The organism is Streptomyces sp. NPDC017529 (assembly GCF_044329785.1).
GTDB lineage: Bacteria > Actinomycetota > Actinomycetes > Streptomycetales > Streptomycetaceae > Streptomyces.
Window position 1 is genome coordinate 588,280 of sequence record NZ_JBIRJY010000005.1, and the last position, 15,899, is coordinate 604,178.

Annotated in this window: 14 protein-coding genes and 1 pseudogene; 3 read left to right on the forward strand and 12 right to left on the reverse strand. The window is 73.0% G+C overall.

Features of this window, described 5'->3' with window-relative positions; all coding sequences use genetic code 11:
* Nucleotides 1-146: 146 nt before the first annotated feature.
* Nucleotides 147-1,226: an ABC transporter permease gene (locus tag ACH4K4_RS16485; RefSeq protein ID WP_398167875.1), complete on the forward strand. Its 1,080-nt coding sequence runs from the start codon at nucleotides 147-149 to the stop codon at nucleotides 1,224-1,226.
* 42 nt (nucleotides 1,227-1,268) lie between these two features.
* On the opposite strand, the gene ACH4K4_RS16490 is transcribed toward ACH4K4_RS16485, so the two are convergent.
* Nucleotides 1,269-2,033 (reverse strand): SDR family NAD(P)-dependent oxidoreductase, encoded by a 765-nt coding sequence (locus ACH4K4_RS16490; RefSeq protein ID WP_398167876.1) that lies wholly within the window; start codon nucleotides 2,031-2,033, stop codon nucleotides 1,269-1,271.
* Between the two features lie 128 nt (nucleotides 2,034-2,161).
* On the opposite strand from ACH4K4_RS16490, the gene ACH4K4_RS16495 reads away from it, so the two are divergent.
* Nucleotides 2,162-2,803, forward strand: a complete 642-nt coding sequence (locus ACH4K4_RS16495; RefSeq protein ID WP_398167878.1) for a TetR family transcriptional regulator — start codon at nucleotides 2,162-2,164, stop codon at nucleotides 2,801-2,803.
* A 73-nt stretch (nucleotides 2,804-2,876) separates the two neighbouring features.
* Here ACH4K4_RS16495 and htpG read toward each other — a convergent pair whose 3' ends face one another.
* Nucleotides 2,877-4,811, reverse strand: a complete 1,935-nt coding sequence (gene htpG, locus ACH4K4_RS16500) for a molecular chaperone HtpG (RefSeq protein ID WP_398167879.1) — start codon at nucleotides 4,809-4,811, stop codon at nucleotides 2,877-2,879.
* A gap of 437 nt (nucleotides 4,812-5,248) precedes the next feature.
* Between htpG and ACH4K4_RS16505 the strand changes: the two genes are divergently transcribed.
* Nucleotides 5,249-5,674: a subtilase-type protease inhibitor gene (locus tag ACH4K4_RS16505; RefSeq protein ID WP_398167881.1), complete on the forward strand. Its 426-nt coding sequence runs from the start codon at nucleotides 5,249-5,251 to the stop codon at nucleotides 5,672-5,674.
* Nucleotides 5,675-5,784: 110 nt separating this feature from the next.
* Here ACH4K4_RS16505 and ACH4K4_RS16510 read toward each other — a convergent pair whose 3' ends face one another.
* The 10 genes and pseudogenes from ACH4K4_RS16510 to ACH4K4_RS16555 form a co-directional block, all read right to left on the reverse strand.
* Nucleotides 5,785-6,405, reverse strand: a complete 621-nt coding sequence (locus ACH4K4_RS16510) for a DedA family protein (RefSeq protein WP_398167882.1) — start codon at nucleotides 6,403-6,405, stop codon at nucleotides 5,785-5,787.
* Nucleotides 6,398-7,228 carry a lysophospholipid acyltransferase family protein gene (locus ACH4K4_RS16515; protein WP_398167883.1) on the reverse strand — a complete coding sequence of 277 codons (831 nt, stop codon included), beginning with the start codon at nucleotides 7,226-7,228 and terminating at the stop codon, nucleotides 6,398-6,400. The genes ACH4K4_RS16510 and ACH4K4_RS16515 overlap by 8 nt, the downstream gene beginning before the upstream one ends.
* Nucleotides 7,225-8,046 carry a GNAT family N-acetyltransferase gene (locus ACH4K4_RS16520; RefSeq protein ID WP_398167885.1) on the reverse strand — a complete coding sequence of 274 codons (822 nt, stop codon included), beginning with the start codon at nucleotides 8,044-8,046 and terminating at the stop codon, nucleotides 7,225-7,227. The genes ACH4K4_RS16515 and ACH4K4_RS16520 overlap by 4 nt, the downstream gene beginning before the upstream one ends.
* Before the next feature lie 773 nt (nucleotides 8,047-8,819).
* A complete protein-coding gene (locus tag ACH4K4_RS16525) occupies nucleotides 8,820-9,887 on the reverse strand; it encodes a S1 family peptidase (RefSeq protein WP_398167886.1) in 1,068 nt (355 codons plus the stop codon).
* A 350-nt stretch (nucleotides 9,888-10,237) separates the two neighbouring features.
* Nucleotides 10,238-11,149: a slipin family protein gene (locus ACH4K4_RS16530; protein ID WP_398167887.1), complete on the reverse strand. Its 912-nt coding sequence runs from the start codon at nucleotides 11,147-11,149 to the stop codon at nucleotides 10,238-10,240.
* Between the two features lie 191 nt (nucleotides 11,150-11,340).
* Nucleotides 11,341-12,249, reverse strand: coding sequence for a S1 family peptidase (locus ACH4K4_RS16535; RefSeq protein ID WP_398167889.1), 909 nt, complete (start codon nucleotides 12,247-12,249; stop codon nucleotides 11,341-11,343).
* A gap of 255 nt (nucleotides 12,250-12,504) precedes the next feature.
* Entirely contained in the window at nucleotides 12,505-13,299 is a 795-nt protein-coding gene (locus tag ACH4K4_RS16540; protein ID WP_398167890.1) for a DUF1684 domain-containing protein, read from the reverse strand.
* 5 nt (nucleotides 13,300-13,304) lie between these two features.
* Nucleotides 13,305-14,615 (reverse strand): NtaA/DmoA family FMN-dependent monooxygenase, encoded by a 1,311-nt coding sequence (locus ACH4K4_RS16545; RefSeq protein WP_398167891.1) that lies wholly within the window; start codon nucleotides 14,613-14,615, stop codon nucleotides 13,305-13,307.
* Nucleotides 14,612-15,652 carry an LLM class flavin-dependent oxidoreductase gene (locus tag ACH4K4_RS16550; protein WP_398167893.1) on the reverse strand — a complete coding sequence of 347 codons (1,041 nt, stop codon included), beginning with the start codon at nucleotides 15,650-15,652 and terminating at the stop codon, nucleotides 14,612-14,614. The genes ACH4K4_RS16545 and ACH4K4_RS16550 overlap by 4 nt, the downstream gene beginning before the upstream one ends.
* 55 nt (nucleotides 15,653-15,707) lie before the next feature.
* Nucleotides 15,708-15,878, reverse strand: a pseudogene (locus ACH4K4_RS16555) (ABC transporter substrate-binding protein); the annotation flags it as partial.
* Nucleotides 15,879-15,899 lie beyond the last annotated feature (21 nt).

The following is a 15,899-nucleotide window of genomic DNA, read 5'->3' on the forward strand; positions in this document are numbered from 1 at the left end:
AACAGCGCCCGACGTTGCCCGCTCGGCGCGCTCCTCCGCCCCGATCAGCCCGCCCGGCCTGCGAAGACCCGTAATGGGCCGGAAGATATGGGGCAAAAGGTCAGAACGGAAGATCTACTCGGTACGACAGGGCGAGGGAGTGGCGCATGGCCACGGCGGACGACGGCACCCGCGGGATCCGGGACGAGGACACCCGCGACAGGAGCTTCCTCGGGGAGGTGAAGGACGCGATCTCGGGGCGGGCCGCCCTGCTGATGATCGGCGTGCTGGCCCTGACGGCGCTGTTCATCGCGTCGTACGCGGGCGCCTTCCACTCCCCCAAACCGAAGGACGTCCCGCTCGCGGTCGTCGCACCCCAGCAGATGGGCGGACAGCTCGTCGAACGGCTCGACAAGCTGCCGGGCTCGCCCCTGGACCCGCGTACGGCCCCCTCTGAGGCGGACGCGGCGCGGCAGATCAAGGAGCGGGACATCGACGGCGCGCTGATCGTCGACCCGCGCGGCAGCACCGACAAGCTGCTGGTGGCCAGCGGCTCCGGGGCCTCGCTCTCCCAGGCCGTCGAACAGGTCGTCACCCAGGCCGAGAAGGCGCAGAAGCGCACCGTACAGGTCCAGGACATCGCCCCCGCCGACAAGGACGACACCCGCGGCCTGTCCTCGTTCTACCTGGTGGTCGGCTGGTGCGTGGGCGGCTACCTGTGCGCCGCGATCCTCGCGATCAGCTTCGGCGCCCGCCCCGTCAACCTCAAGCGGGCGGTCGTCCGGCTGGGCGCGCTCGCCGTCTACTCGGTCCTCACCGGCCTGGCGGGGGCCGTCGTCATCGGCCCCATCCTGGGCGCGATGCCCGGCAGCCTCTTCGGCCTGTGGGGGCTGGGCGCCCTCATCGTGTTCGCGGTGGGCGCGGCCACCTTCGCCTTCCAGGCCGCCGCCGGGATCATCGGCATCGGGCTGACCATCCTCCTGGTCGTGATCGCCGGCAATCCCAGCGCGGGCGGCGCCTACCCCTATCCCCTGCTGCCGGACTTCTGGCGGGCCATCGGCCCCGCGCTGCCGCCGGGCGCGGGCACCTGGGTGGCCCGCTCCATCGCGTACTTCCACGGCAACGCGGTGACCGGGCCGCTGCTGGTGCTCTCCGCGTGGGCCGTCGCCGGCACCGTCCTGACCCTGGTCTTCGCCTCCCTCACCAAGGGCCGCGCCGCGGTCAACCGCAGCGAGGTACGGCAGTGACGGCGGCGGCGCCCGGCCCGGCGCCGCCGCCCGCCGCGCGGCTCACATGTGTGTACCGCCGTCGATGCGGATCTCCGTACCGGTGACGAACGCGCCGTCCTCGGAGGCGAGCATCGCTATGACGCCCGCGACCGTCTCCGGGGGCGCGAACCCCTCGCCGATGGCCGGCATCAGCTTCCCGAACAGGCTCATGTCGGCGTCCGCCGGCAGGCCCGGGTCCGCGGTCATGCCGGACCGCACCGACCCCGGCGCCACACACACCGCGCGCAGCCCCTGCTTGGCGTACTCGCTCGCGATGGCGTGCGTCATGGACTGGATGCCGCCCTTGCTGGCCGCGTACGCCGCCATGTAGGGGTGCGCGAACGCGGCCGAGGTGGAGCTGAAGTTGACCACCACCGGCGCCCGGCCCCGCAGCAGCGCGGGCAGCGCCTCGCGGATCATCAGGAAGGTGCCGGTCAGGTTGACCGCGATGACCCGGTTGAAGGCGTCCAGGCTGGTCTCGTGGGTGTGCGAGGCCCGCAGGATGCCCGCGGCGTTGACCAGGACGTCCATCCCGCCCAGCGCCTCGACGGCGGCGGCGACGCCCGCGCGCGCCGCGGCCTCGTCCGCGATGTCCAGGACGGTGGTGACGAGCCGGTCGCCGTGGCCGTCCGCCGCGGCGCGCTCGGCGGTGGCCTTCAGCCCCGCCTCGCTGATGTCGGCGGCCACCACCCGGCCGCCTTCGGCCAGCACCCGGTGGACGGTGGCCTGCCCGATGCCCGAACCGGCCCCGGTGATCAGGACGCGGCGTCCCTCGAAACGCTCCATGCGCGGGTCTCCTGTCTCTTTTGGTGGGTGTTCTCCGTGTACGACACCGGCACCGTACGCCCTACTGGCATGTTGTGCCATATTCGCGTGGCGTGCCGCCTTGTCTCCGGACGTCGTAAGCTCGTCCCATGCCCTCCGCACCCTCCCTGACCGAGCGGCGCAAGGCGGCGACCGAGCTGGAGATCGCCCGCGCCGCGGCGGCGCTCTTCGCCGAGCACGGCACCGCCGTCACCGCCGACGACATCGCCCGCGCCGCCGGCGTCGCCCTGCGCACCTTCTACCGCTACTTCCGCACCAAGGAGGACGCGGTCGCGCCGCTGCTCGCGGTGGGCGTCCGGCAGTGGCTCGCCGACCTGCGCCGGCTGGCCGGCGGGCCGGCCGCGCCCCCCGTACGGGACGTGCTGGAGCAGGCGGCACGCCGGGCGCTGACGCCGTCCGACGAGGGGGCCGCCGAGGCGCTGCGCTGGACGCGCGGACTGCTGCGGGCGATGCGGGACGACCCGGCGCTGCGCGCGGTCTGGCACCGCGTCCACCACGACTCCGAGGAGGCGCTGGTCCCCGTGCTGTCCGGGATGACGGGCGCCGGGGCGCCGGAGGCACGGCTCGCGGCGGCGGCCGCGAACACGGCGATGCGGGTCGCGGTGGAGACCTGGGCCGCGGCGGACGACGGCGCCCCGGACGAGCGGGCGGACGGCCTCGCCGAGCTGGTGGTACGGAACATGCACGCGCTGACGGCCGGCCTGCCCGGCCTGGACCGGCGCCGGACATGACACCGCCGGGCCCCGCAAAGGGCCCGGCGGCAGTTCGTACGGGGCGGGGCGTCGCCCGTCCCCGGCACAGCGCTTACAGGGCGCGCTCCAGCCGCTCCGCCATCAGCTTGGTGAAGCGGGCCGGGTCGCGCAGTTCGCCGCCCTCCGCGAGCAGCGCCATGCCGTACAGCAGCTCGGCCGTCCCGGCGAGGTCCGGGTCGGCGGCGCGCTCGGCCTGGGCCGCGCGCAGCCCCTCGACCAGCGGGTGGCCGGGGTTGAGCTCCAGGATGCGCTTGGCCTCGGGCAGTTCCTGGCCCATCGCGCGGTACATGTTCCGCAGCGCCGGGGTCACGTCGTCGGTGTCCGAGACGATGCAGGCCGGGGAGACGGTCAGACGGGAGGAGAGCCGTACCTCCTTGACCTCCTCGCCGAGCCGCTCGGTCATCCAGGACAGCAGCGGCGCGAAGTCCTCCTGGCGCTTGGCCCGCTCGGCCTTGGCCTCCTCGGTCTCCTCCTCCGCGAGGTCCGCCTCGCCCTTGGCGATCGACCGCAGCTCCTTGCCGTCGAAGTCGGGGACGGCCTCGACCCACACCTCGTCGACCGGGTCGGTGAGCAGCAGCACCTCGTAGCCCTTGTCGCGGAAGGCCTCCATGTGCGGCGAGTTCTCGATGGCGGTGCGGGACTCGCCGGTCATGAAGTAGATGTGCTCCTGGCCCTCCTTCATGCGCTCGACGTACTGCTGGAGGGTGACCGGCTTCTCCTGGTCGTGGGTGGAGTCGAAGGAGGCGATGCGCAGGATCGCGTCGCGGTTCTCGTGGTCGCTGAGCAGCCCCTCCTTGACGACCCGGCCGAACTCCCGCCAGAACGTGGCGTAGTTCTCCGGGCGCTGCGTCATCATCTCCTTGACGGTGGACAGCACCTTCTTCACCAGCCGGCGGTGCATGAGCTGGATCTGGCGGTCCTGCTGGAGGATCTCGCGGGAGACGTTGAGCGACAGGTCCTGCGCGTCCACGACACCCTTGACGAAGCGCAGGTACTCGGGCAGCAGCGCTTCGCAGTGGTCCATGATGAAGACGCGCTTCACATAGAGCTGCACTCCGCGCTTGTGGTCGCGCGCGAACAGGTCCTGGGGCGCGCGCGAGGGCAGGAACAGCAGAGCCTGGTACTCGAACGTGCCCTCCGCCTGCATGCGCAGGGTTTCCAGCGGGTCGGTCCAGTCGTGGCTGATGTGCTTGTACAGCTCGTGGTACTCGTCGTCGCTCACCTCGTCCCTGGAGCGCGCCCACAGCGCCTTCATGGAGTTGAGCGTCTCGGGCTCCGGTGCGGCCTTGCCGTCCTCGGCCTCCTCGGCTTCCCCGTCCTTCTTCCCGGCCGGCGCCTCGGGGGCCATCCTGACCGGCCAGGTGATGAAGTCGGAGTACCGCTTGACGATCTCCCTGATCTTCCAGCGGGAGGTGTAGTCGAAGAGCTGGTCCTCCTGGTCCACCGGCTTGAGGTGCAGCGTGACCGCCGTGCCCTGCGGCGCGCCGTCGACCGGCTCGACGGTGTACGTGCCCTCGCCGGTGGACGACCAGCGGGTGCCCTCGCTCTGCCCGGCGCGCCGGGTCACCAGCGTGACCTCGTCGGCCACCATGAAGGCGGCGTAGAAGCCGACGCCGAACTGCCCGATGAGCCCTTCCGCGGTGGCCGCGTCCTTGGCCTGCTTCAGCTCCTGGAGGAACTTCGCGGTGCCGGAGTTCGCGATCGTCCCGATGAGCTGGACCACCTCGTCGTGTGACATGCCGATGCCGTTGTCACGGACGGTCAGGGTGCGGGCCTCGCCGTCGGTCTCGATGGCGATGTGGAGGTCGGAGACATCGGCGTCGAGCGTGTCGTCGCGCAGCGCTTCGAGGCGCAGCTTGTCCAGCGCGTCGGAGGCGTTGGAGATCAGCTCGCGCAGAAAAACGTCCTTGTTCGAGTAGATCGAGTGGATCATCATCTGCAGGAGCTGGCGTGCTTCTACCTGGAACTCGAACGTCTCGGTCGGCATATTCCTTGATTCCTTCTCATGTCACCAGGTGACGGGCCTTCCAGAGAACTCTAGATCAGCCGGTCGGTCCGCATACGCCCTTCTCCGGCACGGATGCCGCGGTGTCCGCCCGTGTCCCCCGCAACCCCCACCAGCGACCACACTTCGGCCATTAGCGGCGAACCCGCACGAGCATCCTGAACCCCCCGGGGTAACGGGAGTTGGCCGCTTTTCGCCACCGCCCGGGACCGTCCGGAACCTCGCGCCCCGGATGTTCCCGCTGATCGCACGGCATAGCACACATCCCGTACCGAAACGCCCGTCGCACGACTTCACGCCACCACGCAGCGTTTTCAACCAGAGACTGGAAGTCACCGATCGATGTGCTTTCCTGATGCGCCTCGGCCAGACTCCTCACTGTCCGGCATTCGAGACGACAACCGAAGGAGAGTTCGAAAATGCGGTACATCACTGGGGGGATCGCGCTCGGCGCGGCGCTCGCGCTCGGCGGTCTGGCCACCACGGCCCAGGCCCAGCCCGCGACGCCGAAGAGCCTGTACGCACCCTCGGAGTTGGTCCTCACCGTCGGGTACGGGGACACCGCCGCTACGGCCTCCATCCAGCGCGCGGTGTCGCTGAGCTGTAGCTCGTCCGGGACCGGTTCGCACCCCATGGCGCGCGCCGCCTGCGGCGAACTCCGCAAGGCCGACGGCGACTTCGACAAGATCACCAAGGCCGCCTCGGACCGTATGTGCACGAAGGAGTGGAACCCTGTCGTGGTCACCGCCAACGGTGTCTGGCAGGGCCGCCGCGTGGCGTACGAGCACACCTTCGCCAACCCCTGCGCGATGGAGGGCGGCAAGGGCCTGCTCTTCGAGTTCTGACCGGGCGGTGAGCCGCTGAGCGGTTCGGCCGCCGGCACCTCGCGGCCGCACCGCCGACCGGCCCCCGGGCATCCACCAGGATGTCCGGGGGCCGGCCCCGTCGTACGCCCTCAGCGCACCGAGGACGGACGGGCGGCACGCGCGCGGCGGACGCCCGCCGGCACCGCGACCACCGCGAGGGCCAGCGCGAAGGCCAGCAGCACCCCTTTGACCGGGTCCTCGGCGAAGCCGGCGCCGCCGATCCGGCCGATCGCCGTGCTCGTCACCGCCCACAGGCCGGCGCCCGCGGCGTCCAGCAGCACGAACCGCCGCAGCGGGAACCGCAGTCCGCCGGTGGACAGCCCCGCCGCCACCCGCCCGCCGGGCAGGAACCGCGCCGCGACCACCAGGAGCGTCGCGTGCCGCTCGACCGCGCCGCAGGCCCACGCGTACCGGCGCCGCCCGCGCTCGCCGCGCAGCAGCCGTGCGGTCAGGCGCGGACCGCCCCACCGGCCGATGCCGTGACTGAGGCAGTCCCCGCCCAGCGCGCCCGCCGCCGCCACCGCCACGAGCGCGGCGAGCCGCGGCAGGTCGGGCCCGAGCAGCACCGCCACCATCACCACGGTCGTCTCGCTCGGCATGAACGGCAGCAGCGCGTCCAGCCCCGCGACCAGGAAGACGATCGCCCACAGCCACGGCGACTCCACCTGTGCCCGCAGCAGTTCCACCGCCTGGGCCAGCACGTCACCCATGGGCGGGCGGCTCCCCTCCGCAGACGGCGCGCTGCGCCCGCTCGGCCAGCACGCGCCGGTCCGCTGCGGGCGCCGTCGGCGGGTGGACGGTCACCCGCACCGTGAGCCCGCCGGCCCCGGCCACCCGGCGCAGCGAGCTGCCGAAGCCCTCGTCGCCGAGGAAGGCCGCCACCGTGCTCGGCACGCCGTGCTGTACGTAGCCGACCGTCACCGGCCGCACGGGGGCGCCCGCGTCGACCGCGGCCTGGAACGTCGCCCGCCGGAAGCGGCCGGCCCCGGCCGAACACCAGGTGGTGCCCTGCGGGAAGACCAGTACGGAGCGCCCGCCGCGCAGGATCCCCGCCAGCTCCGCCACGACCCGCGGCAGTTCGCGCAGGCCCGCGCGGTCGATGAACCGGGTGCCGGCCTTCCTGGCGAGCGGGCCCAGCAGCGGCCACTCGCCGATCTCCCGCTTGGCGAGCACCGTCACCGGCTCCACGGCCAGCAGCGTGATGACGTCCAGCCAGGAGATGTGGTCGGCGACGATCAGCGTCCCCGGGCCGCCTGCCGTACGCGGCACACTGAGCGGCCCGCCGTACGGTCCGGGGGCGGCCGCGGGCCCGCTGGCGGTGATCTCCACCCGTACCCCCAGCGCGCGCAGCACCGCCGCGGCCCGCAGCCGCATGGTCCGCGGGTCGGCGAGCCGCTCGCCCGCGACGGCCCCCCTCACCAGCGCTCCGGCCAGCGCTGCATAGCGCCCGGCGAGCCGCAGGGCCGGTACGCGCGGGACGGTGTGGCGGGCGCAGCGCGGGGTGCAGGTCGAGGCCGCGGCCCACGGGTTCACCGGGAGTCCCCGAGGAAGAAGCGGCGGTAACGGTCGTTGAGCCGCTCCATGTCCAGGAGGACGAAGAAGTCCGCGACGCCGAACTCCGGGTCGTGCGCGGGCGCCCCGCACATCCAGGCGCCGATCCGCAGATAGCCGCGCAGCAGCGGGGGCAGCCGCGCGTAGCTCGGCCCGCCCACCCGGTCCGCGCCCGGCGCGCCGGCGCCGGGCAGCGGCTCTCCCCCGTCGGGCGGCCCGGGTGTCCACGGCCGCCGCGGGTGCACCCGCAGGTGCGGCGGCGACGCGTGCCGGGTGGCGCCGAGCAGCCAGGCGTCGGCCGCGGCCCGCCCGCCGTCGTCCAGCGGCACCGAGGCGCAGCCGGCCAGGTAGCGGTGGCCGGACAGCGTGACGTACCGGGCGAGCGCCGCCCACAGCTGGTTGACGACCGCGCCGGAGCGGTGGTCGGCGCGGACGCACGAGCGGCCCGCCTCGACCGTCCGCGCCCGCAGCCCGTGCAGGGCGCGCAGGTCGAACTCGGTCTCGGAGTAGGAGCGTTGGGTGCGCCCCGGCGGCAGCAGGCGGTACGTGCCGACCACGTCGCCGGTGGCCGTCTCGGTCACGATCAGGTGATCCGCCAGGTCGTCGAAGCCGTCCATGTCGTGCCCCGGCAAGGGAGTGTGGAGGACGGCGCCCAGTTCTCCGGCGAACACCTCGTACCGCAGCCGCTGCGCGGCCCGTAGCTGCGCGGGCGTCTCGGCGAGGGTGGTGACGTAGGCGGGGCGGCCGGTCGCGGGCCCGGCGGGCGGTACGGCCGGGGCGGGTGCGGTGGTCGGGAGCATGGCGAGTCCTGTTCTCCGTACGGGAAACCGTTCGCCGTCGACGCTAGGAATCCCGCTCGGGCCGCACATTGCCCGAAGGACAGCCCCCGCCCCCTACTTTCGTCGGGCCGCCCGCGGTCCGCCGGATGAACAGCCCCCGGCAGGGCGCCGCCCGGCCCGCGCTGCCGCCCCGCCCCCTCCGCGGGGCGGCAGCGCGGTGGCCCCGGTCCGTCCGCCGGATCGGCACGGCGGTCGGCGCACCGGCTGTTCGCCGGATTCTTTTCGGCCACGGGCTGCGCATCATTAGAGCCAGCGGCAACGGGCTTGGCAAATCCGTTCCGGCCGCCGCGCGGAAAAGCCGGGAAAGCATTTCGTCCCGCTCTCGCCGACTTCCTTAAGTCGTCACGAGCCGCACCGTAAAAACGCCCCCATACCGGACATTTGCCTGCCGTTTCTCCGAAAGGCGGCACGCATGAGAGGTGCCTCACATCTCCTTCGAATAGGCGGGTCACGTGACATTCTCGTCAACACTTCAACGGTTGACGGCCCCTTCATGGAAACGATTCCCCGGACACGCCATCACGGAAGTCGGCACCCGCCCGTCCGGTAATTAAGCAGACTTCTTTTCTATTGCCGCGCCGGCGCGCTGCACCGTGCCGACTTGCCGCGCCAGCGGTACGTGCCGCGCCGGTGGCCCGGCACGGAAAACGGAAACGGCCCCCGGCGGCAATTGCACCCGGGGACCGTTCCGGAAAGACCGTGCTCAAGAGCGCGGCGTCAGCCGCCGGCCGAGGTCAGCCGATCTCCGCGCCGACCGCCTTGAGGGCGGCCGGGACCGGCTGGAAGAAGGTCTCGCCGCCCGAGGAGCAGTCGCCGCTGCCGCCCGAGGTCAGACCCACCGCCGAGTCGCCGTCGTACAGCGCGCCGCCGCTGTCGCCCGGCTCGGCGCAGACATCGGTCTGGATCAGCCCTTCGACCGTCCCTTCCTGGTAGTTGACGCTCGCGTTCAGCGCCTTGACCGTGCCGTCGTGCACCTGGGTGGTGCTGCCGCTGCGCGTGACCTTCTCGCCGACCGTCGCCTCGGCCGCCTTGGTGATCTTCTGCGGGCTGCCGCCGTAGGTGTTCACCTCGCTCGGGTGCGGGGTGTCACCGGTGTACTTGGCGATGGCGTAGTCGCTGCCGGGGAACTTGGAGTCCTCCGTGGTGGCGATCTCCTGGCCGCCCTGCTTGTCGGACCACGACTTGACGGCGTTGCCGCAGTGCCCGGCCGTCAGGAAGTACGGCTGGCCGCCCTTGGTGACGTTGAAGCCGAGCGAGCAGCGTGAGCCGCTCCCCCAGATCGCGTCGCCGCCGGCGATGAACGGGGTGAACTCGCCCTTGCTGTGCCGCAGCGTGGCCTTGCTGCCGAGGCTCTTGACGACCTTGCTCAGTTTGTCCAGCTTCGCGCCCGAGACCGTGCGGTCGGCGGTGACGACGACCTTGTTGGACCGCGGGTCCATCGCCCAGGCCGTGCCGGGGATGGTGGCCCGTTCCTTGAGCGTCTGCCGCGCCGCGTCGAGCTGGGCGAGGCTGTGCGGAACGAGTCTGGCCTCGGCGCCCTTCGCCCGCACGGCGTCGGCGGCCTTCCGGTCGACGACGTTGACGACGAGCTTCTTGCTGCCCGCGTCGTAGTACGAACCGGCCGCGTGCCCGCTGAGCTGGGACGCGAGCGCGGTCGCCGCGGCCGGGGTCAGCTGCCGCGCGGGCGGCGGGGGCGTCGTCGCGTTGGCGTTGGCCAGCGTAAGGGTGGCGGTGGCCGCGAGGGCCAGGGCTCCCGCGCCGGCCAGGACCGCGCGCCGCTGGGAATTCCGTCGGTGCTTCAACTCAAAGCCTCCCGTGGGGGGACGGGGCCGCGGTGTGTGGGGGACCACGGACCCGGAGAGTGTTGAGGAACAGACACGGAACGGGAGAGACCTGCGCAGCCTGCCGCAGGAAGTCGCGTCCATGCCAATGCGCGGTATCGAGTATTCCGAGGATCGCCGCTCGCGCACAAGACCGAGATCCGGTCTGGAGAACGGAAGTTGACCGACCGGTCGTTCGCCCGGAGTTCCGATATCCGCGCACGTCGTCTCCCTGTGCGGACACCAAACGAACACTTTGGGGTGGCGCGAACTCGCCCCACGTGAGGTCTACACCTGTCTGAAAACCGCCCCCGCGGACCGCCGCCCCCGCGTCAGGGAAGGTCCTCCGCCTCGGGCAACTCCTCCAGCACGGCAGCCGCGTCACTTCCCGGCGCCGGCGCCGTTGCGGACACCGGCGCGGACGCGGACCGCGGCTCGGCGGCGGGCCGCCGCTGTTCGTACGCCTCCGTCTGCGCCTGCGCCTGGAGACCGGAGCGCTCCAGGAAACGCAGCAGCTCGACCGGGAACGGCAGGACGAGCGTGGAGTTCTTCTCGGCGGCGACCGCGACGACCGTCTGTAGCAAGCGCAGTTGCAGCGCGGCCGGCTGGTCGGACATCGCCTGGGCCGCCTCGGCCAGCTTCTTGGACGCCTGGAGTTCGGCGTCGGCGTTGATGACCCGGGCCCGCCGGTCGCGGGTGGCCTCCGCCTGCCGCGCCATCGACCGCTTCATGGTCTCCGGCAGCGACACGTCCTTGATCTCCACCCGGTCGATCTGCACGCCCCAACCCAGCGCCGGGCTGTCGATCATCACTTCCAGGCCCTGGTTGAGCTTCTCGCGGTTGGAGAGCAGGTCGTCGAGGTCGCTCTTGCCGATGATGGAGCGCAGCGAGGTCTGGGCGACCTGGGAGACGGCGAAGCGGTAGTCCTCGACCTTGACGACCGCTTCGGCCGCGTCCACGACCTTGAAGTAGACCACCGCGTCCACCCGGACCGTCACGTTGTCGTGGGTGATGCCCTCCTGGGCGGGCACCGGCATGGTGACGATCTGCATGTTGACCTTGCGCATCCGGTCGACCGCCGGAATGATCATGGTGAAGCCCGGTGGGCGCGGGGCCGACGTCAGCTTCCCCAACCGCAGGACGACGCCGCGTTCATACTGCTTGACCACCCGCGCCGCCGCCATCACGTACACCGCGCCCGCCGCCGCCAGCGAGACCCCGGCCATCACGATTTCCTCGACCATCACGGCCCCCTGCCGTCCGAACTGCCCTGCGCCGCGTCCGAGTCGTACGTCCTTACCACGGTATGACCGGGCCGTGGAACGGTCGAGGGCCCGCGTCGGCCGTACGCCGTGCCGCGCACCGGCGACGGGCCCCCGGCCGCGGGTGCGGCCGGGGGCCCGGGACACTGCACTGCCGGCTGCGTGGGGGCGGGTCAGTAGATGCTGACCCCGTACGCGCTGATCGCTTCGGTGACCGGCTGGAAGTACGTGGTGCCGCCGGAGGAGCAGTTGCCGCTGCCGCCGGAGGTCAGGCCGAGCGCGGTGCTGCCGGCGAAGAGCGGGCCGCCGCTGTCGCCGGGCTCGGCGCAGACGGTGGTCTTGATCAGGCCGTAGACGATGTCGCCGCCGCCGTAGTTGACGGTGGCGTTCAGGCCGGTGACCTTGCCGCTGTGGGTGCCGGTCGTGGAGCCGCGGCGGGTGACCGACTGGCCGACCGTCGCGTTGCCGGCCCGGGTGATGTCCTGGCCGCCGACGGTGCCCTCGTGCGAGACGGCGCTGTTGCTGTACCGGACCAGGCCGTAGTCGTTGCCGGGGAAGCTGGAACCGGCGGTCGGGCCGATGCTCGTGCTGCGCGAGGAGTTGGTGTACCAGGGCGGGTTGCCGTCGGTGCAGTGGCCGGCCGTCAGCAGGTAGTAGGTGCTGCCCTTCTTGACGTTGAAGCCGAGGGAGCAGCGCCAGCTCGTCGCGTAGATGGCGTCGCCACCGGAGATCAGCTTGCGCAGCACGCCGGGAACGCGCTCCACCTTGAGCGCGCCGGCGTTGGCGCCCGCGGCCTGCTTGATCTTGTCGAGCTGCGCCCCGGTCACCCGGCTGTCGGCCTGGACGACCACCTTGCCGGTCTTGGGGTCGACGGCCCAGGCGGTGCCCGCGACGTCCGCCGACCGTACGGAGTCGCTCACGGCGGCGAGCTGGGAGGCGCTGAACGTGGTGGCCGGCGCGGCCTCGCCCGCGTGGGCGGTCGGCAGGGTCAGGGCGCCGATCGCGGCCAGCCCGGACGCGACGGCGATCAGCCGCCCGCGTCTGGCTATGCCGCTTTGGGGGGTAGTGCGCTCGTGTCTCACTGCTGCCTCCGAGGGGATCGGGGACCTGCCTGTGGGCAGGTCCGTGCGGCGCCGCCCCGGCGGGCACGCGGGACTCCGCACGTCCCGTTCGCGCATGCCCCGGACAGCGCTGCTCGGGAGTTTCGAGGGCGCGGCCCGCAGGCGCAAGGGTGCCTTTCGGACGCGCGTGCCGCACCCGTACACGCTGACGCCCCGGCAGCACCAACAGGCGCTGCCGGGGCGGTTGTTGACCCCCTCGGTCGACGCTGTGACGTGTCAGCGCGCCAGGCGGTTCCGCTCCCCCGCGCGCAGGACGAAGGGCAGGGTGTTGCCGGGCGGCGGGAAGGGGCAGACGAAGTGGTCGGCGAAGGCGCACGGCGGCAGCAGGGTGCGGTTGAGGTCCACCCGCACCGTGCCGTCCGGCGCGGGGGCCGGCGGCCGCAGGAAGCGGAAGCGGTAACTCTCCGTCCCGCTGCCGGCGTCGGCGAGCACCGCCCACAGCGAGCCGTCGGCCTCGACGGCGGCCTGGAGCGTGTGCTCGTCGCCGTCCAGCGTGAAGGCCAGTTCGCCGGCGAGCCCGAGGCCGCGCCGCTGCCCGTCGGCGTTGGGCACCTGGACGGTGCGCCCGGCGGCGTACGGCCGGAACAGCCCGGGGCGTACCCAACGCTCGTCGTAGGGGAAGACGTCGATCCCGCCGAAGGTGCGCCGCGCCTCGGAGCCGGGGTCGAAGACCCGTACGGCCCACTGTCCCTCCCGGCGCAGCACCGGCAGCCGCCGTGCGCCGTGTGCCACCCGGGCGGCCTCGGGGGCGGTGTCGGCGCCGAGCCGTACGGTGCCGTCCAGCGGCGCCCCGTCGACGGTCAGCCCGTCGGCGGCGGCCGCGCGCAGGGCCACGGCCTCGCCGTCCGTGCTCCAGTGGCCCGGTACGCCGTCGAGGCGGCCGCCGGGGAAGTCGGCGAGCCAGTGCGTGGCAGTCAGCGCCGCCGGGCCGTAGGGCCGGGACAGCTCCTCGGTGCGCCGCTCGTGCCAGGTCTGCCAGTCGCGCTCTGCCTGTGTGCCGGTGGTGCTCATGACGGTCAACCCTTCCACAGCGGGCTCGCGGGGTCCGGCAGCCCGAGGTGCGAGCGCAGCGTCGTGCCCTCGTATTCCGTGCGCAGTACGCCGCGCTCCTGGAGCAGCGGCACCACCCGGTCCACGAAGTCGTCCAGGCCGCCGGGGGTGAGGTGCGGTACGAGGATGAAGCCGTCGGCGGCGCGGGCGGCCACGAAGGCGGCCATCTCCTCGGCGACGGCCGCGGGCGTGCCGACGAAGGACTGCCGCCCGGTGGTCTCGATGACGGTCTCCCGTATCGACAGGCCCTTGGCCTCGGACAGCGCGCGCCAGCGGTCCGCGACCGCCTTGGGGTCGCCGATCCGGACGCGGCCCTGGGCCAGCCCGGAGTCCGGCTCGGGGTCGAAGTCCGGCAGCGGCCCGTCCGGGTCGTACGCGGACAGGTCCACGCCCCAGACCTGTTCGAGGGCGAGCAGCGCGTTCTGCGGCGAGACCTGCTGGCGGCGGATCGCGGCGGCCCGCTCCTGGGCGTCGGCCGCGGTGTCGCCGAGGACGAAGGTGACCCCCGGCATGATCTTCAGGGAGTCCTCGCCGCGGCCGTGGGCGGCCAGCCTGCCCTTGACGTCGGCGTAGAACTCCTGCCCCGCCGCCAGCCCGCTGTGCCGGGTGAAGATCACGTCGGCGGTGGCGGCGGCGAAGTCGCGGCCCTCGGCCGAGTCGCCCGCCTGGATGACGACCGGGTGGCCCTGCGGGCTGCGCGGGAGGGTGAACGCGCCCCGGACGCCGAAGTGCCGGCCCCGGTGCGCGACCGGCCGCGGCGCCTCGCCCGGCCAGGAGTCCCACAGTTCGCGTGCGGTGGCGACGAACTCGGCGGCGCGGGTATAGCGGTCGGCGCGGTCCAGGTAGCCGCCGCGGCGGAAGTTCTCGCCGGTGAACGCGTCGGAGGTGGTGACCACGTTCCAGGCGGCGCGGCCCGCGCTGAGGTGGTCCAGGGTCGCCAGGCGGCGGGCGAGTTCGTACGGCTCGTTGAAGGTGGTGTTGACGGTGGCGGCCAGGCCCAGCCGGTCGGTGACCGCCGCCAGCGCGTTCAGCACGGTGAGCGACTCCGGGCGGCCCACGACGTCCAGGTCGTGGATGCGCCCCTTGTGTTCGCGCAGCCGCAGGCCCTCGGCGAGGAAGAAGAAGTCGAAGCGGCCGCGCTCGGCGGTGCGGGCGAGGTGTTCGAAGGAGGAGAAGTCGATCTGGGACTTGGCGCCCTGATCGGCCCATACGGTGGTGTTGTTAACGCCGGGGAAGTGCGCCGCCAGGTGCAGGCGCCTGTTGTCGGACGTGGTCACGAGGAGACCTTCCGGACCGGTGCGTAGCGGTTGGCCGGGCGCGGCAGGCCGAGGTGCTCGCGCAGGGTGGCGCCCGGGTAGAAGCGGCGGAGCAGGCAGCGGTGCTGGAGCACCGGGACCGTGGCGTCGACGAGCAGGGCGAGGTCGCGGCCGGGGTCGGCGGGCCGCAGGTGGAAGCCGTCGGCCACGCCGTCGGTGTGCCAGTCGCCGATCAGCTCGGCGAGCCCGACGGCGTCGCCGGAGGAGTACAGCTCGACGGGCAGCGAGGCGAAGACCAGCAGCCGGTCCGGGTCCCGGCCCAGCGCGTCGGCGCGCCGGCGCAGTTCGGCGCGGGCGGCGCCCGCCGTGGTGGGGTCCTCGGCCCGTACGAACGCGATGTCCGCGTGCGCGGCGGCCACCTCCCGCGCGGGTCCCGCGGTCGCGTCGACGGCGACGACGGGGCGGCCCTGCGGCGGCCTGGGCGTGATGGAGGGGCCGCGCACGGAGAAGGACGTGCCGCGGAAGTCGACGTAGTGCAGCTTGTCGCGGTCGACGAACCGGCCCGTGGCGGCGTCGCGGATCTCCGCGTCGTCCTCCCAGCTGTCCCACAGCCGGGCGGCCACGTCCGCGACCTCCCCCGCCTCCCTCCAGAGCGCGTCGGCGGGCGCCGCGTCGCGGCGGCCGAACAGGTCGGCCTCGGCCTGGCTCCGGGACACCTCGACCGTCCAGCCCGCGCGCCCGCGGCTGACCCAGTCCAGGGTGTTCACGGCGGTCGACACGTGGAACGGCTCGGTGTGGGTGGTGGTGACGGCCGGCACCAGGCCGATGCGCCCGGTGCGCGGCGCGACCCTGGCCAGTACGGCGAGCGCGTCCGGGCCCGGCCGGGCGAAGGAGTCGCCGAGCGTGACGAAGTCCAGGGCGCCGTGTTCGGCGAGCCGCGCCAGGCGGACGTAGTGCTCCGCGTCGTAGATCTCGGGGCCGCGGCGCGCCCTGCGGCCCGGGGTGTCGAGCGCGAAGGCGAGGTGCAGGGGGCGCAGGGAGCAGGGGGTTACGGACATGACGGTGGCCTTTCCGTTGTTTGCGGGTCACGGGTGCGCCGGTCGGCGGGGGCCGCTATCCGGCGGCGCCGGGCAGGCCGCGCGGGTTGATTTCCGAGGTCCGTACGGCTTCGCTGCCCAGGCCCCAGCGGGCCGGCACCCGGCCGTACTGCCCGGTGCCGATGACGTGCCGCAGGGCCGCGGCATAGGCGCGTACCAGGCCGCTGCCCTTCTTCGTGGTGGCGGCGGTCGGGTGGGGGCCGAAGTA